General features: G+C 61.0%; 21 protein-coding genes. 16 read left to right on the top strand and 5 right to left on the bottom strand.

Translation table 11 applies throughout. From position 1 onward, the window contains the following. Window positions 1-363: 363 nt before the first annotated feature. The 13 genes from HRH33_RS16735 to nuoN all read left to right on the top strand — a co-directional run bounded on the left by HRH33_RS16735 (window position 364) and on the right by nuoN (window position 15305). On the top strand, window positions 364-777 hold the full coding sequence (locus tag HRH33_RS16735) for an NADH-quinone oxidoreductase subunit A (protein WP_003219575.1): 414 nt from the start codon (window positions 364-366) through the stop codon (window positions 775-777). A 10-nt stretch (window positions 778-787) separates the two neighbouring features. Next, window positions 788-1462 carry a NuoB/complex I 20 kDa subunit family protein gene (locus tag HRH33_RS16740; protein ID WP_003219572.1) on the top strand — a complete coding sequence of 225 codons (675 nt, stop codon included), beginning with the start codon at window positions 788-790 and terminating at the stop codon, window positions 1460-1462. A 72-nt stretch (window positions 1463-1534) separates the two neighbouring features. Further along, the gene (nuoC, locus tag HRH33_RS16745) at window positions 1535-3319 is read left to right on the top strand and encodes an NADH-quinone oxidoreductase subunit C/D (RefSeq protein WP_034138587.1); all 1785 of its coding nucleotides are present in this window, start codon (window positions 1535-1537) and stop codon (window positions 3317-3319) included. Window positions 3320-3321: 2 nt separating this feature from the next. After that, window positions 3322-3819 carry an NADH-quinone oxidoreductase subunit NuoE gene (gene nuoE / locus HRH33_RS16750; RefSeq protein WP_003174721.1) on the top strand — a complete coding sequence of 166 codons (498 nt, stop codon included), beginning with the start codon at window positions 3322-3324 and terminating at the stop codon, window positions 3817-3819. Next, window positions 3816-5174: an NADH-quinone oxidoreductase subunit NuoF gene (gene nuoF / locus HRH33_RS16755; RefSeq protein WP_034098702.1), complete on the top strand. Its 1359-nt coding sequence runs from the start codon at window positions 3816-3818 to the stop codon at window positions 5172-5174. The genes nuoE and nuoF overlap by 4 nt, the downstream gene beginning before the upstream one ends. Before the next feature lie 135 nt (window positions 5175-5309). Next, on the top strand, window positions 5310-8024 hold the full coding sequence (gene nuoG, locus HRH33_RS16760) for an NADH-quinone oxidoreductase subunit NuoG (protein ID WP_034098703.1): 2715 nt from the start codon (window positions 5310-5312) through the stop codon (window positions 8022-8024). After that, window positions 8021-9028: an NADH-quinone oxidoreductase subunit NuoH gene (nuoH, locus tag HRH33_RS16765; protein WP_017137518.1), complete on the top strand. Its 1008-nt coding sequence runs from the start codon at window positions 8021-8023 to the stop codon at window positions 9026-9028. The genes nuoG and nuoH overlap by 4 nt, the downstream gene beginning before the upstream one ends. Window positions 9029-9039: 11 nt before the next feature. Continuing rightward, window positions 9040-9588: an NADH-quinone oxidoreductase subunit NuoI gene (nuoI, locus tag HRH33_RS16770; protein ID WP_003174725.1), complete on the top strand. Its 549-nt coding sequence runs from the start codon at window positions 9040-9042 to the stop codon at window positions 9586-9588. 9 nt (window positions 9589-9597) lie between these two features. Then, window positions 9598-10101 carry an NADH-quinone oxidoreductase subunit J gene (gene nuoJ, locus HRH33_RS16775; protein ID WP_016974048.1) on the top strand — a complete coding sequence of 168 codons (504 nt, stop codon included), beginning with the start codon at window positions 9598-9600 and terminating at the stop codon, window positions 10099-10101. Between the two features lie 2 nt (window positions 10102-10103). After that, window positions 10104-10412 (top strand): NADH-quinone oxidoreductase subunit NuoK, encoded by a 309-nt coding sequence (nuoK, locus tag HRH33_RS16780; RefSeq protein WP_003174727.1) that lies wholly within the window; start codon window positions 10104-10106, stop codon window positions 10410-10412. Continuing rightward, window positions 10409-12262: an NADH-quinone oxidoreductase subunit L gene (nuoL, locus tag HRH33_RS16785; protein WP_034098705.1), complete on the top strand. Its 1854-nt coding sequence runs from the start codon at window positions 10409-10411 to the stop codon at window positions 12260-12262. Before nuoK ends, nuoL begins: the two co-directional genes overlap by 4 nt. Window positions 12263-12301: 39 nt before the next feature. Next, on the top strand, window positions 12302-13834 hold the full coding sequence (gene nuoM, locus HRH33_RS16790; protein WP_167417871.1) for an NADH-quinone oxidoreductase subunit M: 1533 nt from the start codon (window positions 12302-12304) through the stop codon (window positions 13832-13834). Between the two features lie 7 nt (window positions 13835-13841). Beyond that, on the top strand, window positions 13842-15305 hold the full coding sequence (gene nuoN / locus HRH33_RS16795) for an NADH-quinone oxidoreductase subunit NuoN (RefSeq protein ID WP_034098709.1): 1464 nt from the start codon (window positions 13842-13844) through the stop codon (window positions 15303-15305). A gap of 254 nt (window positions 15306-15559) precedes the next feature. On the opposite strand, the gene HRH33_RS16800 is transcribed toward nuoN, so the two are convergent. Both HRH33_RS16800 and HRH33_RS16805 read right to left on the bottom strand, forming a co-directional pair. Then, window positions 15560-16312, bottom strand: a complete 753-nt coding sequence (locus HRH33_RS16800; RefSeq protein ID WP_034136461.1) for an outer membrane beta-barrel protein — start codon at window positions 16310-16312, stop codon at window positions 15560-15562. A 124-nt stretch (window positions 16313-16436) separates the two neighbouring features. Then, window positions 16437-17276, bottom strand: coding sequence for an arylamine N-acetyltransferase family protein (locus HRH33_RS16805; protein WP_167417872.1), 840 nt, complete (start codon window positions 17274-17276; stop codon window positions 16437-16439). Between the two features lie 119 nt (window positions 17277-17395). Between HRH33_RS16805 and HRH33_RS16810 the strand changes: the two genes are divergently transcribed. Beyond that, window positions 17396-17632 carry a DUF6555 family protein gene (locus tag HRH33_RS16810; RefSeq protein WP_034098712.1) on the top strand — a complete coding sequence of 79 codons (237 nt, stop codon included), beginning with the start codon at window positions 17396-17398 and terminating at the stop codon, window positions 17630-17632. A gap of 49 nt (window positions 17633-17681) precedes the next feature. Here the strand turns inward: HRH33_RS16810 and HRH33_RS16815 are convergent, their stop codons facing one another. After that, complete coding sequence (locus HRH33_RS16815) at window positions 17682-17882, bottom strand: DUF6021 family protein (RefSeq protein WP_034136463.1); 201 nt, start codon at window positions 17880-17882, stop codon at window positions 17682-17684. 11 nt (window positions 17883-17893) lie between these two features. Next, entirely contained in the window at window positions 17894-18073 is a 180-nt protein-coding gene (locus tag HRH33_RS16820; protein WP_034136464.1) for a hypothetical protein, read from the bottom strand. 126 nt (window positions 18074-18199) lie between these two features. Here HRH33_RS16820 and HRH33_RS16825 point away from each other — a divergent pair, with 126 nt between their 5' ends. Together HRH33_RS16825 and HRH33_RS16830 are read left to right on the top strand one after the other, a co-directional pair. Further along, window positions 18200-18721 (top strand): DUF3087 domain-containing protein, encoded by a 522-nt coding sequence (locus HRH33_RS16825; RefSeq protein ID WP_167417873.1) that lies wholly within the window; start codon window positions 18200-18202, stop codon window positions 18719-18721. Between the two features lie 193 nt (window positions 18722-18914). Then, window positions 18915-19655, top strand: coding sequence for a carbonic anhydrase (locus tag HRH33_RS16830; RefSeq protein ID WP_167417874.1), 741 nt, complete (start codon window positions 18915-18917; stop codon window positions 19653-19655). A 15-nt stretch (window positions 19656-19670) separates the two neighbouring features. On the opposite strand, the gene HRH33_RS16835 is transcribed toward HRH33_RS16830, so the two are convergent. Further along, window positions 19671-20534: a Dyp-type peroxidase gene (locus tag HRH33_RS16835; RefSeq protein ID WP_167417875.1), complete on the bottom strand. Its 864-nt coding sequence runs from the start codon at window positions 20532-20534 to the stop codon at window positions 19671-19673. Window positions 20535-20648 lie beyond the last annotated feature (114 nt).

Consider the following 20648-nt stretch of genomic DNA (forward strand, 5'->3'; position numbering starts at 1 on the left):
AAAGTTCCGCTCCAACAACTAGCGGTAACCGAGCAAGTAACGGCAACTTCCCTCGCCACACCATGACCACCCGCTTAAAACTCGCCCAAACAATATTCATTATCATTTAGAACATAGAAACTTCGTTACAACCTAAACAAAACACAATTGATCAAATGCCCGCTAATGCCCACGCCACAAGGGCTGCAGCCCCACAAAGGTGCACTATGTCCTTATTCCATCGAATAATTTCGCCATCGGAATTTTACTTGCCCGGTGTTTAGCCATAAAATCACCGCGATTGACTACGCTGCGACATATCGTCACTGCATCGTTACTTTTTTCGAGCTCAGAGACCTTTGCTCTCTGTTAAGGATTTCCAGCATGACCGAAGCGACAGGACTCATGGCCCACAACTGGGGCTTTGCCATTTTCCTCCTCGGTGTTGTCGGCCTCTGCGCCTTCATGCTCGGCGTCTCCAGCCTCCTCGGGTCAAAAGCCTGGGGCCGCAGCAAAAACGAACCGTTCGAGTCCGGCATGCTACCTACAGGTGGCGCCCGCTTGCGGCTCTCAGCCAAATTCTATCTGGTCGCGATGCTGTTCGTGATCTTCGATATCGAAGCCCTCTTTCTCTTTGCCTGGTCTGTGTCCGTCCGCGAAAGCGGCTGGACCGGATTCGTCGAAGCTCTCGTTTTCATAGCAATTCTGTTGGCAGGTCTTGTCTACCTGTTCCGAGTGGGCGCCCTTGACTGGGCTCCGGAAGCTCGTCGCAAGCGGCAAGCGAAGCTGAAACAATGAGGCTTTGGCGATGCAATACAATCTCACCAGGATCGACCCGGATGCTCCTAACGAGCAGTACCCCATCGGCGAACGGGAAACCGTCTCCGATCCGTTAGAAGATCAAGTCCACAAAAACATCTACATGGGCAAACTCGAAGACGTGCTGAGTGGCGCGGTCAACTGGGGGCGTAAGAACTCCCTGTGGCCGTACAACTTCGGCCTTTCGTGCTGCTACGTGGAAATGACCACCGCCTTCACGGCGCCCCACGACATTGCGCGCTTCGGCGCCGAAGTGATCCGGGCCTCGCCGCGCCAGGCGGATTTCATGGTTATCGCCGGTACCTGCTTTATCAAGATGGCGCCGATCATCCAGCGTCTCTACGAGCAAATGCTCGAGCCAAAGTGGGTTATCTCCATGGGTTCGTGCGCCAACTCCGGTGGCATGTACGATATCTACTCCGTGGTCCAGGGGGTGGACAAGTTCCTGCCCGTGGACGTCTACGTGCCTGGCTGCCCGCCCCGTCCTGAAGCATTTCTGCAAGGCTTGATGCTGTTGCAGGAATCGATTGGCAAGGAGCGTCGCCCACTTTCCTGGGTTGTCGGAGATCAAGGCGTATATCGCGCCGAGATGCCGTCACAAAAGGAACAGCGCCGCGAACAGCGTATTCAGGTAACCAACCTGCGCAGCCCCGACGAAGTCTGATCCAGCGCCGCTTCTTTCATAGAACGAAAACCTGGCTTCATTCTTTACGTTGACCGAAAGCGATAAAAAACCATGACTACAGGCAGTGCTCTGTACATCCCGCCTTATAAGGCAGACGACCAGGATGTGGTCGTCGAACTCAATAACCGTTTTGGCCCTGACGCCTTCACCGCCCAGGCCACGCGCACCGGTATGCCGGTGTTGTGGGTGGCGCGCGCCAAGCTCGTCGAAGTCCTGACCTTCCTGCGCCACCTGCCCAAGCCGTACGTCATGCTCTATGACCTGCATGGCGTGGACGAGCGTCTGCGCACCAAGCGTCAGGGGCTGCCGAGCGGCGCCGATTTCACCGTGTTCTATCACCTGATGTCGCTGGAACGTAACAGCGACGTGATGATCAAGGTCGCTCTGTCCGAGAGCGACCTGAGCATCCCGACCGTGACCGGCATCTGGCCGAATGCCAGCTGGTACGAGCGCGAAGTCTGGGACATGTTCGGCATCGACTTCCCGGGTCACCCTCACCTGTCGCGCATCATGATGCCGCCGACCTGGGAAGGTCACCCGTTGCGCAAGGACTTCCCGGCCCGTGCCACGGAATTCGACCCGTTCAGCCTCAACCTCGCCAAGCAGCAGCTTGAAGAAGAGGCCGCGCGCTTCCGCCCGGAAGACTGGGGCATGAAGCGTTCCGGCGCCAACGAGGACTACATGTTCCTCAACCTGGGCCCTAACCACCCTTCGGCCCACGGTGCCTTCCGCATCATCCTGCAGCTGGACGGCGAAGAAATCGTCGACTGCGTACCGGACATCGGCTACCACCACCGTGGCGCCGAGAAGATGGCCGAGCGTCAGTCCTGGCACAGCTTCATCCCGTACACCGACCGTATCGACTACCTCGGCGGCGTGATGAACAACTTACCGTACGTGCTCTCAGTCGAGAAGCTGGCCGGCATCAAGGTGCCAGACCGCGTCGACACCATCCGCATCATGATGGCCGAGTTCTTCCGCATCACCAGCCACCTGCTGTTCCTGGGTACCTATATCCAGGACGTCGGCGCCATGACCCCGGTGTTCTTCACCTTCACCGACCGTCAGCGCGCCTACAAGGTCATCGAGGCCATCACCGGCTTCCGCCTGCACCCGGCCTGGTATCGCATTGGTGGTGTGGCCCACGACCTGCCGAACGGCTGGGAGCGCCTGGTCAAGGAGTTCGTCGAGTGGATGCCCAAGCGTCTGGACGAGTACCAGAAGGCCGCCCTGGACAACAGCATCCTCAAGGGTCGTACCATCGGCGTCGCCCAGTACAACACCAAGGAAGCCCTGGAATGGGGCGTCACCGGTGCTGGCCTGCGTTCCACCGGTTGCGATTTCGACCTGCGTAAAGCACGCCCGTATTCCGGCTATGAGAACTTCGAGTTCGAAGTACCGCTGGCGGCCAACGGCGATGCCTACGACCGTTGCATCGTACGCGTCGAAGAAATGCGCCAGAGCCTGAAGATCATCGAGCAGTGCATGCGCAATATGCCGGCAGGTCCGTACAAGGCGGATCACCCGCTGACCACGCCTCCGCCGAAAGAGCGCACGCTGCAGCACATCGAAACCCTGATCACGCACTTCCTGCAAGTTTCGTGGGGCCCGGTCATGCCGGCCAACGAATCCTTCCAGATGATCGAAGCGACCAAGGGTATCAACAGTTATTACCTGACGAGCGATGGCGGCACCATGAGCTACCGCACCCGGATTCGCACCCCAAGCTTCGCCCACTTGCAGCAGATCCCTTCGGTGATCAAAGGCGAGATGGTCGCGGACTTGATTGCGTACCTGGGTAGTATCGATTTCGTTATGGCCGACGTGGACCGCTAAGCATGAACAGCACGCTTATCCAGACAGACCGTTTCACCTTGAGTGAAACCGAGCGCTCGGCCATCGAGCACGAGCTGCATCACTACGAAGACCCGCGCGCGGCGTCGATCGAAGCCTTGAAGATCGTCCAGAAGGAACGTGGCTGGGTGCCGGACGGTGCCCTCTACGCCATCGGCGAGATCCTCGGCATCCCCGCCAGCGACGTTGAAGGCGTGGCCACGTTCTACAGCCAGATCTTCCGTCAGCCGGTCGGCCGCCACATCATTCGCGTGTGCGACAGCATGGTCTGCTACATCGGCGGTCACGAATCCGTGGTCAGCGAAATCCAGAACAAGCTGGGCATCGGCCTCGGCCAGACCACCCCGGACGGCCGCTTCACGCTGCTGCCGGTGTGCTGCCTGGGCAACTGCGACAAGGCGCCGGCGTTGATGATCGACGACGACACATTCGGTGACGTACAGCCTGCTGGCGTGACCCAATTGCTCGAGGGCTACCCATGACCCTGACTTCTTTCGGCCCAGCCAACCGCATCCAGCGGTCGCCCGAAACTCATCCATTGACCTGGCGCCTGCGCGACGATGCCGAACCGGTATGGTTTGACGAGTACCAGGCCAAGAACGGTTACGCCGCAGCGCGCAAGGCCTTCGCCGACATGGCCCAGGACGATATCGTCCAGACCGTGAAAGACGCCGGCCTCAAAGGCCGCGGCGGTGCAGGCTTCCCCACGGGCGTCAAATGGGGCCTGATGCCCAAGGACGAATCCATCAACATCCGTTACCTCTTGTGCAACGCGGATGAAATGGAGCCGAACACCTGGAAAGACCGCATGCTGATGGAGCAACTGCCCCATCTGCTGATCGAAGGCATGCTGATCAGTGCTCGCGCACTGAAGACCTACCGTGGCTACATCTTCCTGCGCGGCGAATACACCACCGCCGCCAAGCACCTCAACCGTGCCGTGGAAGAAGCCAAGGCCGCCGGCCTGCTGGGCAAGAATATCCTCGGTTCGGGTTTTGACTTCGAACTGTTCGTGCACACCGGCGCTGGGCGTTATATCTGCGGTGAAGAAACCGCGTTGATCAACTCCCTCGAAGGCCGTCGCGCCAACCCGCGCTCCAAGCCGCCCTTCCCTGCCGCCGTGGGCGTTTGGGGCAAGCCGACCTGTGTGAACAACGTCGAGACCCTGTGCAACGTGCCGGCGATCATCGCCGACGGCGTGGACTGGTACAAATCCCTGGCCCGCGAAGGCAGCGAAGACATGGGCACCAAGCTCATGGGCTTCTCCGGCAAGGTCAAGAATCCTGGCCTGTGGGAGCTGCCCTTCGGCGTGACTGCCCGCGAGCTGTTCGAGGACTACGCCGGCGGCATGCGCGACGGCTACACCTTGAAAGCCTGGCAGCCGGGTGGCGCCGGTACCGGTTTCCTGCTGCCCGAGCACCTCGACGCCCAAATGTACGCCGGCGGCATCGGGAAGGTGGGCACCCGCATGGGTACGGGCCTGGCGATGGCGGTGGACAACACCGTCAACATGGTCTCGTTGCTGCGCAACATGGAGCAGTTCTTCGCCCGTGAATCCTGCGGCTTCTGCACCCCATGCCGCGATGGCCTGCCGTGGAGCGTCAAGCTGCTGATGGCCCTGGAAAAAGGCGAAGGCCGCGAGGGTGATATCGAGACCCTGCTGGGTCTGGTCGGTTTCCTCGGCCCAGGCAAGACCTTCTGCGCTCACGCACCGGGCGCCGTGGAGCCGTTGGGCAGCGCAATCAAATACTTCCGCTCTGAATTCGAGGCCGGCATCGCGCCAACCCGCGCAGGCGATCTCAATCAGGTGGTATCACCGACCATGGTCGGTGCGTAACGCTTAAACAGGCGAAGGGTCCGTGCCCTTCGCCTTGTCATGTGCTGACGCCTTTAAGGCTGTGTAGATGCACATGAATAACAAGATTCCATTAGCCACGCCCGCTGACAACGGGCCAACGAAGAACTTTGAACCATGGCCACTATCCACGTAGACGGCAAAGCGCTCGAAGTCGATGGGGCGGACAACCTGTTACAGGCGTGTCTGTCACTAGGCCTCGACATCCCTTATTTCTGCTGGCACCCCGCGCTCGGTAGCGTCGGTGCCTGTCGCCAGTGTGCGGTCAAGCAATACACCGACGAGAACGACACCCGTGGTCGTATCGTCATGTCCTGCATGACCCCAGCCACCGACAACACCTGGATCTCCATCGACGATGAAGAATCCAAGGCGTTCCGCGCCAGTGTCGTCGAGTGGCTGATGACCAACCACCCTCACGACTGCCCGGTCTGTGAGGAAGGCGGTCACTGCCACCTGCAGGACATGACGGTGATGACCGGCCACAACGAGCGCCGCTATCGCTTCACCAAGCGTACCCACCAGAACCAGGACCTCGGCCCGTTCATCTCCCACGAGATGAACCGCTGCATCGCCTGCTACCGCTGCGTGCGCTTCTATAAAGACTACGCCGGCGGCACCGACCTTGGCGTATTCGGCGCCCACGACAACGTGTACTTCGGTCGCGTCGAAGACGGCGTGCTGGAAAGCGAGTTCTCCGGCAACCTCACCGAGGTCTGCCCGACCGGTGTGTTCACCGACAAGACTCACTCCGAGCGTTACAACCGTAAGTGGGACATGCAATTCGCCCCGAGCATCTGCCATGGCTGCTCCAGCGGTTGCAACATCTCCCCGGGCGAACGCTACGGCGAGCTGCGTCGCATCGAAAACCGCTTCAACGGTTCGGTCAACCAGTACTTCCTGTGCGACCGTGGCCGTTTCGGCTATGGCTATGTCAACCGCGAAGACCGCCCACGCCAGCCACTGTTGGCCGGCGGTGCGAAGCTGAGCACCGACGAAGCCTTGGATAAAGCCGCCGACCTGCTGCGCGGCCGCACGATCGTCGGCATCGGCTCGCCACGCGCCAGCCTCGAAAGCAACTATGCGTTGCGCGAACTGGTCGGCGCCGAGCACTTCTACAGCGGTATCGAAGCCGGTGAGCTGGAGCGTATCCGCCTGGTCCTGCAGGTGCTGAACGACAGCCCGCTGCCGGTGCCGAACATGCGCGACATCGAAGACCACGACGCCATTTTCGTGCTCGGCGAAGACCTGACCCAGACCGCCGCGCGTATCGCGCTGTCGCTGCGTCAGTCGGTCAAAGGCAAGGCTGAAGAGATGGCCGACGCCATGCGCGTACAGCCTTGGCTGGACGCCGCCGTGAAAAACATCGGCCAGCACGCGCTGAACCCACTGTTTATCGCTAGCCTGGCGGAAACCAAGCTCGACGATATCGCCGAAGAATGCGTGCACGCCGCCCCCGACGACCTGGCCCGCCTCGGTTTCGCCGTGGCTCATGCCCTGGACGCGAGCGCCCCTGCCGTCGACGGCCTGGACGCCGAAGCCGTCGAATTGGCCCAACGCATCGCCGACGCGCTGCTGGCCGCCAAACGTCCGCTGATCATCGCCGGCACCTCGCTGGGTTCCAAGGCGCTGATCGAGGCCGCCGCCAACATCGCCAAGGCCTTGAAGCTGCGCGACAAGAACGGCTCCATCAGCCTGGTGGTACCGGAAGCCAACAGCCTCGGCCTGGCCATGCTCGGTGGCGAATCCGTGGATGCCGCACTGCAAGCGGTGATCGACGGCAACGCCGACGCCATCGTGGTGCTGGAAAACGATCTGTATACCCGCACCGACGCGGCCAAGGTGGACGCCGCCTTGAACGCGGCCAAAGTGCTGATCGTCGCCGACCACCAGAAGACCGCCACCAGCGACCGTGCCGACCTGGTACTGCCAGCCGCCACCTTCGCCGAAGGCGACGGCACCCTGGTCAGTCAGGAAGGCCGTGCGCAGCGCTTCTTCCAGGTGTTCGATCCGAAGTACATGGACGCCAGCATCCTGGTTCATGAAGGCTGGCGCTGGCTGCATGCCCTGCGCTCCACCCTGCTGAACCGGCCGATCGACTGGACACAGCTCGACCACGTCACCGCCGCCACTGCCGCGAGCGCGCCGCAACTGGCACGTATCGTCGACGCCGCGCCGTCCGCCGCATTCCGCATCAAGGGTCTGAAACTGGCCCGTGAGCCGCTGCGTTATTCCGGTCGTACCGCCATGCGCGCCGATATCAGCGTGCATGAACCGCGCACGCCGCAAGATAACGACACCGCGTTCGCGTTCTCGATGGAAGGTTATTCGGGTTCGGCCGAACCGCGTCAGCAAGTGCCGTTCGCCTGGTCGCCAGGTTGGAACTCGCCACAGGCGTGGAACAAGTTCCAGGACGAAGTCGGTGGCCACATCCGCGCTGGCGACCCAGGCACTCGCCTGATCGAAACCCAGGGCGATTCGCTGAACTGGTTCGCGGCGGTCCCGCGTCCTTTCAACCCGGCCCCGGGCACCTGGCAGGTCGTGCCGTTCTTCCACCTGTTCGGCAGCGAGGAGAACTCTTCCAAGGCCGCACCGGTTCAGGAGCGCATCCCCGCCGCCTACGTGTCCATGGCCAAGTCCGAAGCCGACCGCCTGGGTGTCAACGACGGTGCCCTGCTGAGCTTGAACGTTGCCGGCCAGACCCTGCGTCTGCCGCTGCGTATCAACGAAGAGCTGAGTGCCGGCCTGGTTGCACTGCCTAAAGGCCTCGCCGGCATCCCGCCGGCGATCTTCGGCAAAACCGTTGACGGTCTGCAGGAGGCAGCGCAATGACCTGGTTCACCCCTGAAGTGATCGACGTGATCATCTCGGTCGTCAAGGCCATCGTGATCCTGTTGGCCGTGGTCGTGGCGGGCGCCCTGCTCAGCTTCGTCGAACGTCGCCTGCTGGGCTGGTGGCAGGACCGTTACGGCCCGAACCGCGTTGGCCCATTCGGCATGTTCCAGATCGCCGCCGACATGCTGAAGATGTTCTTCAAGGAAGACTGGACCCCGCCGTTTGCCGACAAGGTGATCTTCACCCTGGCGCCGGTCGTGGCCATGAGCGCCTTGCTGATCGCCTTCGCGATCATCCCGATCACCCCGACCTGGGGCGTGGCGGACCTGAACATCGGCTTGCTGTTCTTCTTTGCCATGGCCGGTCTGTCGGTCTATGCGGTGCTGTTCGCAGGTTGGTCGAGCAACAACAAGTTCGCCCTGCTGGGTAGCTTGCGGGCCTCGGCCCAGACCGTGTCCTACGAAGTGTTCATGGGCCTGGCGCTGATGGGCATCGTGGTGCAGGTCGGCTCGTTCAACATGCGCGACATCGTCGAGTACCAGGCGCAGAACCTGTGGTTCATCATTCCGCAGTTCTTCGGCTTCTGTACGTTCTTCATCGCTGGCGTGGCCGTGACGCACCGTCACCCGTTCGACCAGCCGGAAGCGGAACAGGAACTGGCCGACGGTTACCACATTGAATACGCCGGCATGAAGTGGGGCATGTTCTTCGTCGGTGAGTACATCGGCATCATCTTGATCTCGGCCCTGTTGGTCACGCTGTTCTTCGGCGGCTGGCACGGACCATTCGGCATCCTGCCGCAGCTGGCGTTCTTCTGGTTCTTCCTGAAGACCGCGTTCTTTATCATGCTGTTTATCCTGCTGCGCGCTTCCATTCCGCGTCCACGGTATGACCAGGTGATGGATTTCAGCTGGCGCTTCTGCCTGCCGCTGACCCTGATCAATTTGCTGGTGACTGCTGCCGTTGTGTTGTTGAACACGCCAGCGGGCGCGGTTCAGTGAGGATTTGACCCATGTTCAAATATATTGGCGACATCGTTAAGGGTACCGGTACCCAGTTGCGAAGCCTGGTGATGGTTTTCGGCCATGGCTTCCGCAAACGCGACACCCTGCAATACCCGGAAGAAGCGGTGTACCTGCCGCCGCGCTATCGCGGCCGCATCGTGCTGACCCGCGACCCCGATGGCGAAGAGCGTTGCGTTGCCTGCAACCTGTGCGCCGTGGCGTGCCCGGTGGGTTGCATCTCCCTGCAGAAAGCTGAAACCGAAGACGGTCGCTGGTACCCGGACTTCTTCCGCATCAACTTCTCGCGCTGCATCTTCTGCGGCCTGTGCGAGGAAGCTTGCCCGACCACCGCGATCCAGCTCACACCGGATTTCGAGATGGCCGAGTTCAAACGTCAGGACCTGGTGTACGAGAAAGAAGATCTGTTGATCTCTGGTCCCGGTAAAAACCCTGATTACAACTTCTATCGTGTTGCAGGTATGGCCGTTGCCGGTAAGCCAAAAGGCGCCGCACAAAACGAAGCCGAGCCGATCAACGTGAAGAGCTTGCTGCCTTAAGGAAGAAAGATGGAATTCGCTTTCTATTTCGCATCGGGTATCGCGGTTGTGTCCACGCTTCGCGTGATCACCAACACCAACCCCGTGCACGCCCTGCTCTACCTGATCATTTCGCTGATCGCCGTGGCCATGACCTTTTTCAGCCTCGGCGCACCGTTCGCCGGTGTACTGGAAGTGATCGCCTACGCCGGCGCCATCATGGTGCTGTTCGTGTTTGTGGTGATGATGCTCAACCTGGGGCCGGCTTCGGTCGCCCAGGAACGCGTCTGGCTCAAGCCCGGCATCTGGCTCGGCCCGGTTGTCCTCGCGGCCCTGCTGCTGGGTGAACTGCTGTATGTACTGTTCGCTCACCAGAGCGGCCAGGCCATCGGCCACACCACTGTGGATGCAAAAGCCGTGGGCATCAGCCTGTTCGGCCCGTACCTGCTGGTGGTCGAACTGGCGTCGATGCTGCTGCTCGCCGCAGCCGTCACCGCCTTCCACTTGGGCCGCAACGAAGCCAAGGAGCAATGACGATGCCTGCTATCCCCTTGGAGCATGGTCTGGCGGTCGCCGGCATCCTGTTCTGCCTTGGCCTGGTCGGCCTGATGGTTCGCCGTAACATTCTGTTCGTGTTGATGAGCCTGGAAATCATGATGAACGCCGCAGCACTGGCCTTCATCGTTGCGGGTGCACGTTGGGGCCAGCCGGATGGACAAGTCATGTTCATCCTGGTGATCAGCCTGGCAGCGGCCGAGGCCAGTATCGGCCTGGCGATCCTGCTGCAGCTGTATCGTCGCTTCCACACGCTTGATATCGACGCTGCCAGTGAGATGCGCGGATGAACATGATCTTTCTGACTTTCCTGTTTCCCCTGATCGGGTTCCTGCTGCTGTCGTTCTCTCGCGGGCGCTGGTCGGAAAACCTTTCGGCTTTGATCGGCGTGGGGTCCATTGGCCTGTCGGCGATCGTCGCCGCCTACGTCATCTGGCAATTCAACGTGGCGCCGCCGGAAGGCGGTCACTACACCCTGGTGCTGTGGCAGTGGATGTCGGTGGAGGGCTTCAAGCCCAACTTCGCCCTCTACATCGATGGCCTGTCGATCACCATGCTTGGCGTGGTGGTGGGCGTGGGTTTCCTGATCCACCTGTTCGCGTCCTGGTACATGCGCGGTGAAGCGGGCTACTCGCGCTTCTTCTCGTACACCAACCTGTTTATCGCCAGCATGCTGTTCCTGGTGCTCGGCGATAACCTGTTGTTCCTGTACTTCGGCTGGGAAGGCGTGGGCCTGTGCTCGTACCTGTTGATCGGTTTCTACTACAGCAACCGCAACAACGGTAACGCCGCACTCAAAGCGTTTATCGTCACCCGTATCGGCGACGTGTTCATGGCCATCGGCCTGTTCATCCTGTTCCAACAGGTGGGCACGCTGAACATCCAGGAACTGCTGGTGCTGGCGCCACAGAAATTCCAGGTCGGTGACTTCTGGATCACCCTGGCGACCCTGATGCTGCTGGGCGGCGCCGTGGGTAAATCCGCGCAACTGCCACTGCAGACCTGGCTGGCGGACGCGATGGCCGGTCCTACCCCGGTGTCGGCTCTGATCCACGCCGCAACCATGGTGACCGCGGGTGTCTACCTGATCGCCCGTACCCATGGCCTGTTCACCCTGGCGCCGGAGATCCTGCACCTGGTCGGCCTGGTCGGCGGCGTGACTCTGGTACTGGCCGGCTTTGCCGCGCTGGTGCAGACCGACATCAAGCGTATCCTCGCCTACTCGACCATGAGCCAGATCGGCTACATGTTCCTGGCCCTGGGCGTCGGCGCCTGGGACGCGGCGATCTTCCACCTGATGACCCACGCCTTCTTCAAGGCGCTGCTGTTCCTCGCTTCCGGTGCGGTGATCGTGGCGTGCCACCACGAGCAGAACATCTTCAAAATGGGCGGCCTGTGGAAGAAACTGCCACTGGCCTACGCCAGCTTCATCGTCGGTGGTGCCGCCCTGGCCGCCCTGCCGCTGGTGACCGCCGGTTTCTACTCCAAGGACGAAATCCTCTGGGAAGCCTTTGCCAGCGGCAACCAGAACCTGCTGTACGCAGGCCTGGTCGGTGCCTTCATGACCTCGCTGTACACCTTCCGCCTGATCTTCATCACCTTCCATGGTGAAGCCAAGACCGAAGCGCACGCAGGCCATGGCATCTCCCACTGGCTGCCACTGTCGGTGCTGATCATCCTGTCGACCTTTATCGGCGCCATGATCACCCCGCCACTGGCCGGCGTACTGCCGGAAAGCGTCGGTCATGCTGGCGGCGACGCCAAGCACAGCCTGGAAATCGCCTCGGGCGCCATTGCCATTGCCGGTATCCTGCTGGCAGCCCTGCTGTTCCTCGGCAAGCGCCGCTTCGTGACCGCCGTGGCCAACAGTGGCATCGGCCGTTTCCTGTCGGCCTGGTGGTTCGCTGCCTGGGGCTTCGACTGGATCTACGACAAACTGTTCGTCAAGCCGTACCTGGCCATCAGCCATGTACTGCGTAAAGACCCGCTCGACCAGACCATTGGTTTGATCCCGCGCGCGGCCAAAGGCGGTCACACCGCCCTGAGCCGCAGCGAGACCGGCCAATTGCGTTGGTATGCGGCTTCCATGGCGGCTGGCGCCGTGCTGGTGATCGGCGCCATCGTAGTGGTAGCGGTCTGATATGAACTTTGCGAACTTGCGAAAGGAAACGAGCCCGTCATGATTCTGCCCTGGCTAATCCTGATCCCCTTTATCGGCGGCCTGCTCTGCTGGATGGGTGAACGCTTCGGCGCCACCCTCCCCCGCTGGATTGCGTTGCTGACCATGTCCCTGGAACTCGCGCTCGGCCTCTGGCTGTGGGCCCATGGCGACTATTCATTTGCTCCGGCACCGGGTGTCGATCCCACCTTCGCGCTTGAATTCAAGCACGTGTGGATCCAGCGCTTCGGCATCAACGTGCACCTGGCCCTCGATGGCCTGTCGCTGTTGATGATCCTGCTGACCGGCCTGCTGGGTATCCTCTCGGTACTCTGCTCCTGGAAAGAAATCCAGCGTCACGTGGGCTTCTTCCACCTGAACCTGATGTGGATCCTGGGCGGTGTGGTCGGCGTGTTCCTCGCCCTCGACCTGTTCATGTTCTTCTTTTTCTGGGAAATGATGCTGGTGCCGATGTACTTCCTCATCGCGCTCTGGGGTCACAGTTCTTCGGACGGCAAGAAAACCCGGATCTACGCGGCGACCAAGTTCTTCATCTTCACTCAGGCTTCCGGCTTGATCATGTTGGTGGCGATCCTGGGTCTGGTGCTGGTCAACTTCAACAACACCGGCGTGATTACCTTCAACTACGCAGACCTGTTGAAGACCAAGATGTCCCTGACCACCGAGTACGTGCTGATGCTGGGCTTCTTCATCGCCTTCGCGGTGAAGCTGCCGGTGGTGCCGTTCCACTCCTGGTTGCCGGACGCTCACGCCCAGGCACCGACTGCCGGTTCCGTGGACCTGGCCGGTATCCTGTTGAAGACCGCTGCGTATGGTCTGCTGCGTTTTGCCCTGCCGCTGTTCCCGAATGCTTCGGCCGAATTTGCGCCGATCGCCATGACCCTCGGTCTGATCGGGATTTTCTACGGTGCGTTCCTGGCCTTCGCGCAAACCGACATCAAGCGTCTGATTGCTTTCTCGTCCGTTTCCCATATGGGCTTCGTACTGATCGGCATCTATTCCGGCAGCCAACTGGCGCTGCAAGGTGCAGTGATCCAGATGCTGGCTCACGGCGTTTCGGCCGCGGCCCTGTTTATCCTCAGTGGTCAGCTGTACGAGCGTCTGCACACCCGTGACATGCGCGAGATGGGTGGCGTGTGGTCGCGCATTGCCTACCTGCCGGCGATCAGCCTGTTCTTCGCCGCCGCGTCCCTGGGCCTGCCGGGCACCGGCAACTTCATCGGCGAATTCCTGATCCTGATGGGCGCGTTCGTACAAACGCCGTGGATCAGCGCCATCGCCACCTCCGGTCTGGTGTTCGGTTCGGTCTACTCGCTGATCATGATCCACCGCGCTTACTTCGGCCCCGCCAAGTCCGACACTGTCCTCAAAGGGATGGATGCGCGCGAACTGATCATGGTGCTCGGTCTTGCGGTATTGCTGATCTACATCGGCGTGTACCCGCAATCGTTCCTGGACACTTCTGCCGCAACGATGCATGGCGTGCAGCAGTGGTTCGGCACCGCTTTCTCTCAACTCGCTTCGGCCCGGTAAGAGCGCTATGGAATTCACGATCCAACACTTTATCGCGCTTGCGCCGCTGCTGATCACCAGCCTCACCATCGTGGTGGTGATGCTGGCGATCGCCTGGCGCCGCAATCACTCGCAAACGTTCCTGCTGTCCTGTGCCGGGTTGAACCTGGCCCTGCTGTCGATCATTCCGGCCCTCAAGGTCGCGCCGTTGGCGGTCACCCCGCTGATGATGATCGATGACTTCGCACTGCTGTACATCGCGTTGATCCTGGTGGCCACCCTGGCGTGCGTCACCCTCGCCCACGCCTACCTCGGCGAAGGCGGCACCGGCTACCCGGGCAACCGCGAAGAGCTGTACCTGCTGATCCTGCTGGCTGCGGCCGGCGGTATCGTGCTGGTCAGCGCCCAGCACCTGGCAGGCCTGTTCATCGGTTTGGAACTGCTGTCGATCCCGACGTACGGCCTGGTGGCCTATGCCTTCTTCAACAAGCGCTCTTTGGAAGCCGGCATCAAGTACATGGTGCTGTCGGCCGCCGGTTCCGCGTTCCTGTTGTTCGGTATGGCCTTGCTCTACGCCGAAGCCGGCAGCCTGAGCTTCACCGGTATCGGTCATGCCTTGGCCGCCACCAACATGCCTGCACCGATCGCCCAACTGGGCCTGGCGATGATGCTGATCGGCCTGGCCTTCAAACTGTCGCTGGTGCCGTTCCACCTGTGGACCCCGGACGTGTACGAAGGCGCCCCGGCGCCGGTGGCTGCGTTCCTGGCGACCGCGTCGAAAGTGGCAGTGTTTGCGGTGATGGTGCGTCTGTTCCAGATCTCCCCCGCTGCCAACACCGGCGTGCTGAGCAACGTACTGACCGTGATCGCCATTGCGTCGATCCTGTTCGGTAACCTGCTGGCGCTGACTCAAAACAACCTCAAGCGTCTGCTGGGTTACTCGTCTATCGCCCACTTCGGCTACCTGCTGATCGCCCTGGTGGCGAGCAAAGGCCTGGCCGTGGAAGCCATCGGTGTGTATCTGGTCACCTACGTGATCACCAGCCTTGGCGCATTCGGCGTGATTACTCTGATGTCCTCCCCTTACAAGGGCCGTGACGCTGACGCTCTGTACGAATACCGTGGCCTGTTCTGGCGCCGTCCGTACCTGACCGCTGTACTGACCGTGATGATGCTGTCCCTGGCCGGTATCCCGCTGACCGCAGGCTTTATCGGCAAGTTCTACATCATCGCTACCGGTGTCGAAGCCCATGAGTGGTGGCTGGTTGCCTCGCTGATTCTGGGCAGCGCCATCGGCGTGTTCTACTACCTGCGCGTGATGGTCACCCTGTACCTGATCGAGCCGAACCTGCGTCGTGTGGATGCCGAGCTGCATTGGGAACAGAAAGCCGGCGGCGTGATGCTGCTGGCCATCGCCCTGCTCGCCTTCTTCCTCGGCGTTTACCCACAGCCGTTGCTCACCCTGGTGCAGCACGCGGTGCTGGGTGTTTGATCGCTTAGCGGGACGTGAGTAAACAAAAACGGCGCCTTCGGGCGCCGTTTTTGCATTGTGGGGATTGGGTTGGAGGTTTGCAGCGCAGTGCCAAGCCGGGTTTAGCAATGCCTTTGGTGGGGCTACTGCGCAGCCCGGCGCGGGGCAAGCCCGCTCACCTCAAAAGCCTGTTCAGCATAAAAGCCGATACACCACAAAAGCTCAGTCGCCACAAAAGCCCCTCTTATCCAATCAGCCAGCTCACTACAAACGGGTTAGAACGCGATACCGACCTTGAACCCATACTCGTCACGCTTGAGTTTGGTGTTGTCGGCCACGGGGGAGTCTTCATCCAGTTTGTATTCGGTGCGGGTGTAGTACAGGCCCGCCATCACAGGCAGGTTGCCTTTCTGGTTCATCAGCAGGCTGACTTCCGCGTACGGGTTGGTGCGGTCCTTGAGGTCGACGGAGTCGCTGCCCAAGCCGTCAACCTTGACTTTGACGCGGCCGTCGAGGGTGTGACGAGCGCCGGCTTCAACTCGCAGGGTCATGTCATCGAACTGGTGGTTGTAACCCAGTGCCGCTTTGGCAAATGGCGACTTGGTGGTCAGCTCAAGGTCATTGCCGTTGGACTCTGGCTCGTAGCGGGTCCAGCTGTAACCACCGCCCACGATCACGTCGACAAAGTTGCGCGCATCCAGCGCGGCACGCCAGCCCAGGTCCAGATCGGCCTGGCCTTCCTTGAGTTTGTTGTCGCTCTTCTCGCCATATTTGGCTTCGAGGCCGGCTTGGTAGATAAAACCGGACTCAGCGGTAAGCTTGTTGCCGAAGTTGTAGAACAGGCCCGCTTCGGGCATGTGGTCCTTGTCGCTCTGGCTGCCGCCTTCGAGTTTGAAATCGTTGTAGCTGCCCTGCAGACCGAAGATGGAAATCGGGTCGGTGGACGGCGCTGCGAACACCATCGCCGGCGCGGTGGCCAGCGCAAGCAGCGAGGCGTTTTTGAGGAATGATCCGAATAGTTTGGACATCGTTTTACATCTCCTTGTCAGGTGGACAAATTATTCAGGAACCGCTTCGAACCTCCGCGCGCGCAAAAGGTTCGAAAAAATTCACCTGATTTTGGAGGTAAAACGGTTCAGCGAACGCTCTAGATCAAGGCTCTTGGCGGCCTGCGCGAATCAAGTCATCCAATGCGTCGCTCAAACGTGGGTGCTTAGGCACCTGAATGCCGAACGTGTCGCGTAGCAATGCCAGCAGTTCATCGCTGTGTTGCAACGTACGCTTGGCGCTGGGCCTGTCCAGATAGTGAATTGCGTAATGCGCGTTGTTCAACGTGTGCCGCTCCCCCACGGCCAGCCGCGCGACTTTGAGCTGCCCCAGAAAGGGCGAGCCAGGGTGGGTCGAGACGTACCAGTTGCCGATTTCGTAATCGATGTCGGCCTGCACTTGCAGGTCGAACACGTATAAGCCGCGCCATTCCCCGGCCACTTCGGCCCACAGCGTATAGCTGCTCTCCTGCGCATCGAATGTCAGGCGGTAAGGCTCATGGGCCGTGGCCTGCGCCGCCTGGGTATCGAGTTGCAACGGGCTGCTCGGCACCATGCCACCAAAGCCCACGTCGGCGATGTAGCGCACTCCGTCCAGGTTCACCAGGCTCAGACGATGGGTACGCGCCGTACGCGCATCCGGCGGGCCGCCCATGACAACCCGGCCGGTGATGCCGCGCGCGTCGAAGCCTAATTCCTGCAATAGCATCAGAAACATCTGGTTCAACTCGTAGCAGTAGCCGCCGCGCCCCTCGAACAATACTTTGTGCTCGACGCTCGGCAGATCGATCGGTACCGGCTGGTGCAGCAGGGTCGACAGGCTCTCAAAGGCAAAGGTGCAAACATGGCGCAATTGCAGGTCTTGCAGAGTTTGCAGGGTGGGCGGTGGCGGAGTGTCGTAGCCCAGGCGTTGCAGGTAGCGCTGGCAATGGGTGAGACGGGGCATGGCACGGTCCTTGAGCACGGTCGAAGGCGTCACTATGCCGCGCCCGCGTGCAGATTGTCATTTTGAATGAACCTTTTTAAACGCCTTCCTATCCATTTATAACAAGTCAGGGAGGCACCATGAGTACCGCAAAAATCTACACCATTAATTATCAGCTGCACGGTCAACCGAAGTCCTTTGTAGTACGCGCCGAAGTGATGAATAACGCCGAGGCCTGGCATTGGGCGGCGGTCGACGCCGACGTTGCCCATGTGAGTCGCATTGGCCGCGTGGGCCATGAGCAAGTCAAAAAAACCACCCGCCCCTGGGCGGAGAAATACGGCATCACCAATGTGACCTGGATGCCACCTAAATAACCCCCATCCCCTAAACCAAAAAGCCCCGCTCAATCGAGCGGGGCCTGCATCACTTCTTCAAGTCGCCCAACGGATCGTAAGGCGGCTTTTTTTCCGGGTGATCTTTTTTATCCTTGTCCAGCGGCGCGATGGCCGGGCCGATCGGGTCGACCTGCGGGTCGGCGACATCCGGCGAGTCCGGGTCGAAACCCAGCTCATCCTTGCCACTGGCGTGCTCGCTGGAGCGCGGGCCTTTGTCTGGAGCGGTCATGGCTATCTCCTCTAGAGCGGACGGGCTTTATCGTGAAGGGTTTCCAGGTCTTGCTCGGCTTGCTCCGTATCGTCAATGTCCTGACGATGCGCGGGATCATTGGGGCGCAGAGCGTCGTTGTCGCGCTCCTCCTCACCGGGGGTACGGTTGGGGTCTGGCGTGCCGGGCGGTGGCTGTTTGTATTCGGGCATGATGGTTCACCTCGTCATAATGGGTGGCCTGCACCGATTTAGAGAAAGCCCCGCGCACCAACGTTCAACTTGTTTGCCCCGACGTGCGATGATGCCACCCCGCCATCCTCTAGAGACCTGACCCGGATGTTCGAGCTCAAACCCTGTGACCCCGCCCTCTACCGCCAACAGACCCGCCGCAGCACTTTGACCGTGGCGGTGCTGTTCTTGGCCCTAGCCATGGTGCTGTCGAGCCTGGCGGTGACGCTGTTCGGCGAGCCCGGCGGGGATAATTTCCGCTTCAACGTCGGTGGTGTGTTCGCCGGCGTACTGATCACCCTGGCGCTGGTGCGCGGCCCCTTTTGGGGCCAGGCGTGGCTGGCACCGGCGGTGTATGGCTGGCAGCTCAAGCGTAGCCTGATGAGCGTGACTAACGTGATGCACAAGGTCACCGAGGGAGTGCAGGCCAATGATCCGACAGCCATGAAGCTGCTGCGTTTTTATCACCTGGGGCTGACTCAGATGCACGAATTGGACGCCAACTCCAGCGCCCAGGCGCAGTTGGTCGGTGAGATGCAGGCCCACGTCAGCAAGATGCAGGCGCTGGGGCTGGACACCGACCAGACCCGCCTGGACCCTGCCTGGCTCGACCACCTCAAAAGCGTCTGAGTCACAAACGATTCACGCAGGCGGCGAAGGCTCTCAGGTTTAGGGCTGGCGTTGTTCTTTTCAGCGGACGATCGACGAGCTTTCGACCTATTCGGGTTCAGCGTCCGCTGCACATGCAGAAACCTCCTACATTCTTCGCTCAGCATTCTTTGCACCCTTGGCGCTTTCGCTAACCCCTATCGAGAGCCCCTCCATGTGCAACGCCCATCGCCCCACTGATACGCCGTCGAACAACGGCCGCCGTGACTTTCTGCGTCTGACCACACTCGGCGCCAGCGCGTTGATGCTGGCCGGCGCTTTACCCAGCGGCATGGTTCAGGCCGCCCCGGTGCCGAAAGCGGCCAACAAGCTCGACCCACAACAGGCGCTGGAACGTTTGATGGAGGGCAATCAGCGCTATGCCGCCGGCGTCAAACGACGCCATGATTTCATGCACGAACGTGAGGCCTTGGTCGGCGGGCAAAACCCCTTCGTCGCGGTACTCAGTTGCGCCGACTCGCGGATCGCGCCCGAATATGCCTTCGATACCGGTCGAGGCGACCTGTTCGCCGTGCGTGTGGCCGGCAACTTCGTCACCGATGACGGACTGGCCAGCCTCGAATACGCCGTGGCGGTGCTGGGCACGCCACTGATCATGGTGCTGGGGCACGACAGTTGCGGGGCTGTGGCGGCCGGGGTCAAGGCGGTCAAAGACAACGCTCAATTCCCCGGCAAGATTCAGGGCCTGGCCGACGCGATCAAACCGTCCGTGACCAAGGTGCTGAAAGCGCCGGGCAACGTGTTGGATAACGCCATCGCACAGAACGTCATTGATACCGTCGCACGGCTCAAGACTGAATCCAGCCTGTTGGCCGACGCCCTGACCAAAGGCACCTTGCAGATTGTCGGCGGTGTGTACCGCCTCGACAGCGGCAAGGTTGAGCTGATCGGCTAGTCACGCGCGCCACTATCAACTGGCCAGCGCACTAAGATCCAGGTGCCCATCCAGGACCGGCGGGCACCAGTAGTAGCCGCCGGTCAACGGCGTACTGATGCGGTACAGGCCGTCGACAATCCCGTCTTCCAGGCCGCTCATACGGCGCAGCTGCGCCTCGAAGGCATCGAAGGAATGGCCGAAGGCGAGGAACATCAGGCCGGCCTGACCGTTTTCGGCCCACGGCATGGAGCGGCGCACCACGAAGGCCTCGGGGGTGAAGCTCTCCTGGGCGGTACGTTTGGTGTGGGCCGACTCTGGGGCGTCGTCCAGTTCTTCGTTATCGCCGTGGCGGCGGCCGATGATGTGGTCGCGTTCCTGGGCTGGCAACGCGGCGAAACCATCGAGGTCGTGCTGCCATTGCTGAAGGGCGGCGAAGCTGGCACCGCCGTCAGTCAAGGCGGCGTCCACGGCAGCATCGTCGTGAGGGTTTTCGGTGCCGTCTTCGTAGTCGGTGAGGTCGAAGCCGGTCTTGTAGCGGAAGCCTTCAATCGACTGCACCAGACGAAAGCCCGGGGCCAGGGCCTTCTCGAACGCGCGACTGCGCAGCAGCAGTTCGCCGCGATCCGCACCGTGCAGCCACACCCACAGCGCCTGTTGGGTCGACGGGTTATGCGCCCCCGGCGCGCTGATCGCCGGAAACGGCCGCAAGCCGTCAATGGTTGCGCCCAGTGCAGTGACCAGCGGCTCACCCAACCCGACCACCGCCGCCGCATCCGCCATCCGCACCAATGCGTCCAACGCAACGGGAACGGCGGCCAGGGAATCCACGGCGAAAAACAGATGGCGTGCCTGCAACGGCACCGGTGCAGCAAGAATGCCCGGCTGGTACTGACTCATATGAACTCCTTCAAGAAAGGCGCGCAGTTTACCCGGCGCCAGTCGCTCTGCGTACTGCAAAGCGCGCAAGCCTTGCCATAGAGCCCTTGGTTGGGTGACTCTCTAGTCAAGTAC

The sequence above is a fragment of the Pseudomonas rhodesiae genome (assembly GCF_013285305.1).
GTDB lineage: Bacteria > Pseudomonadota > Gammaproteobacteria > Pseudomonadales > Pseudomonadaceae > Aquipseudomonas > Aquipseudomonas rhodesiae.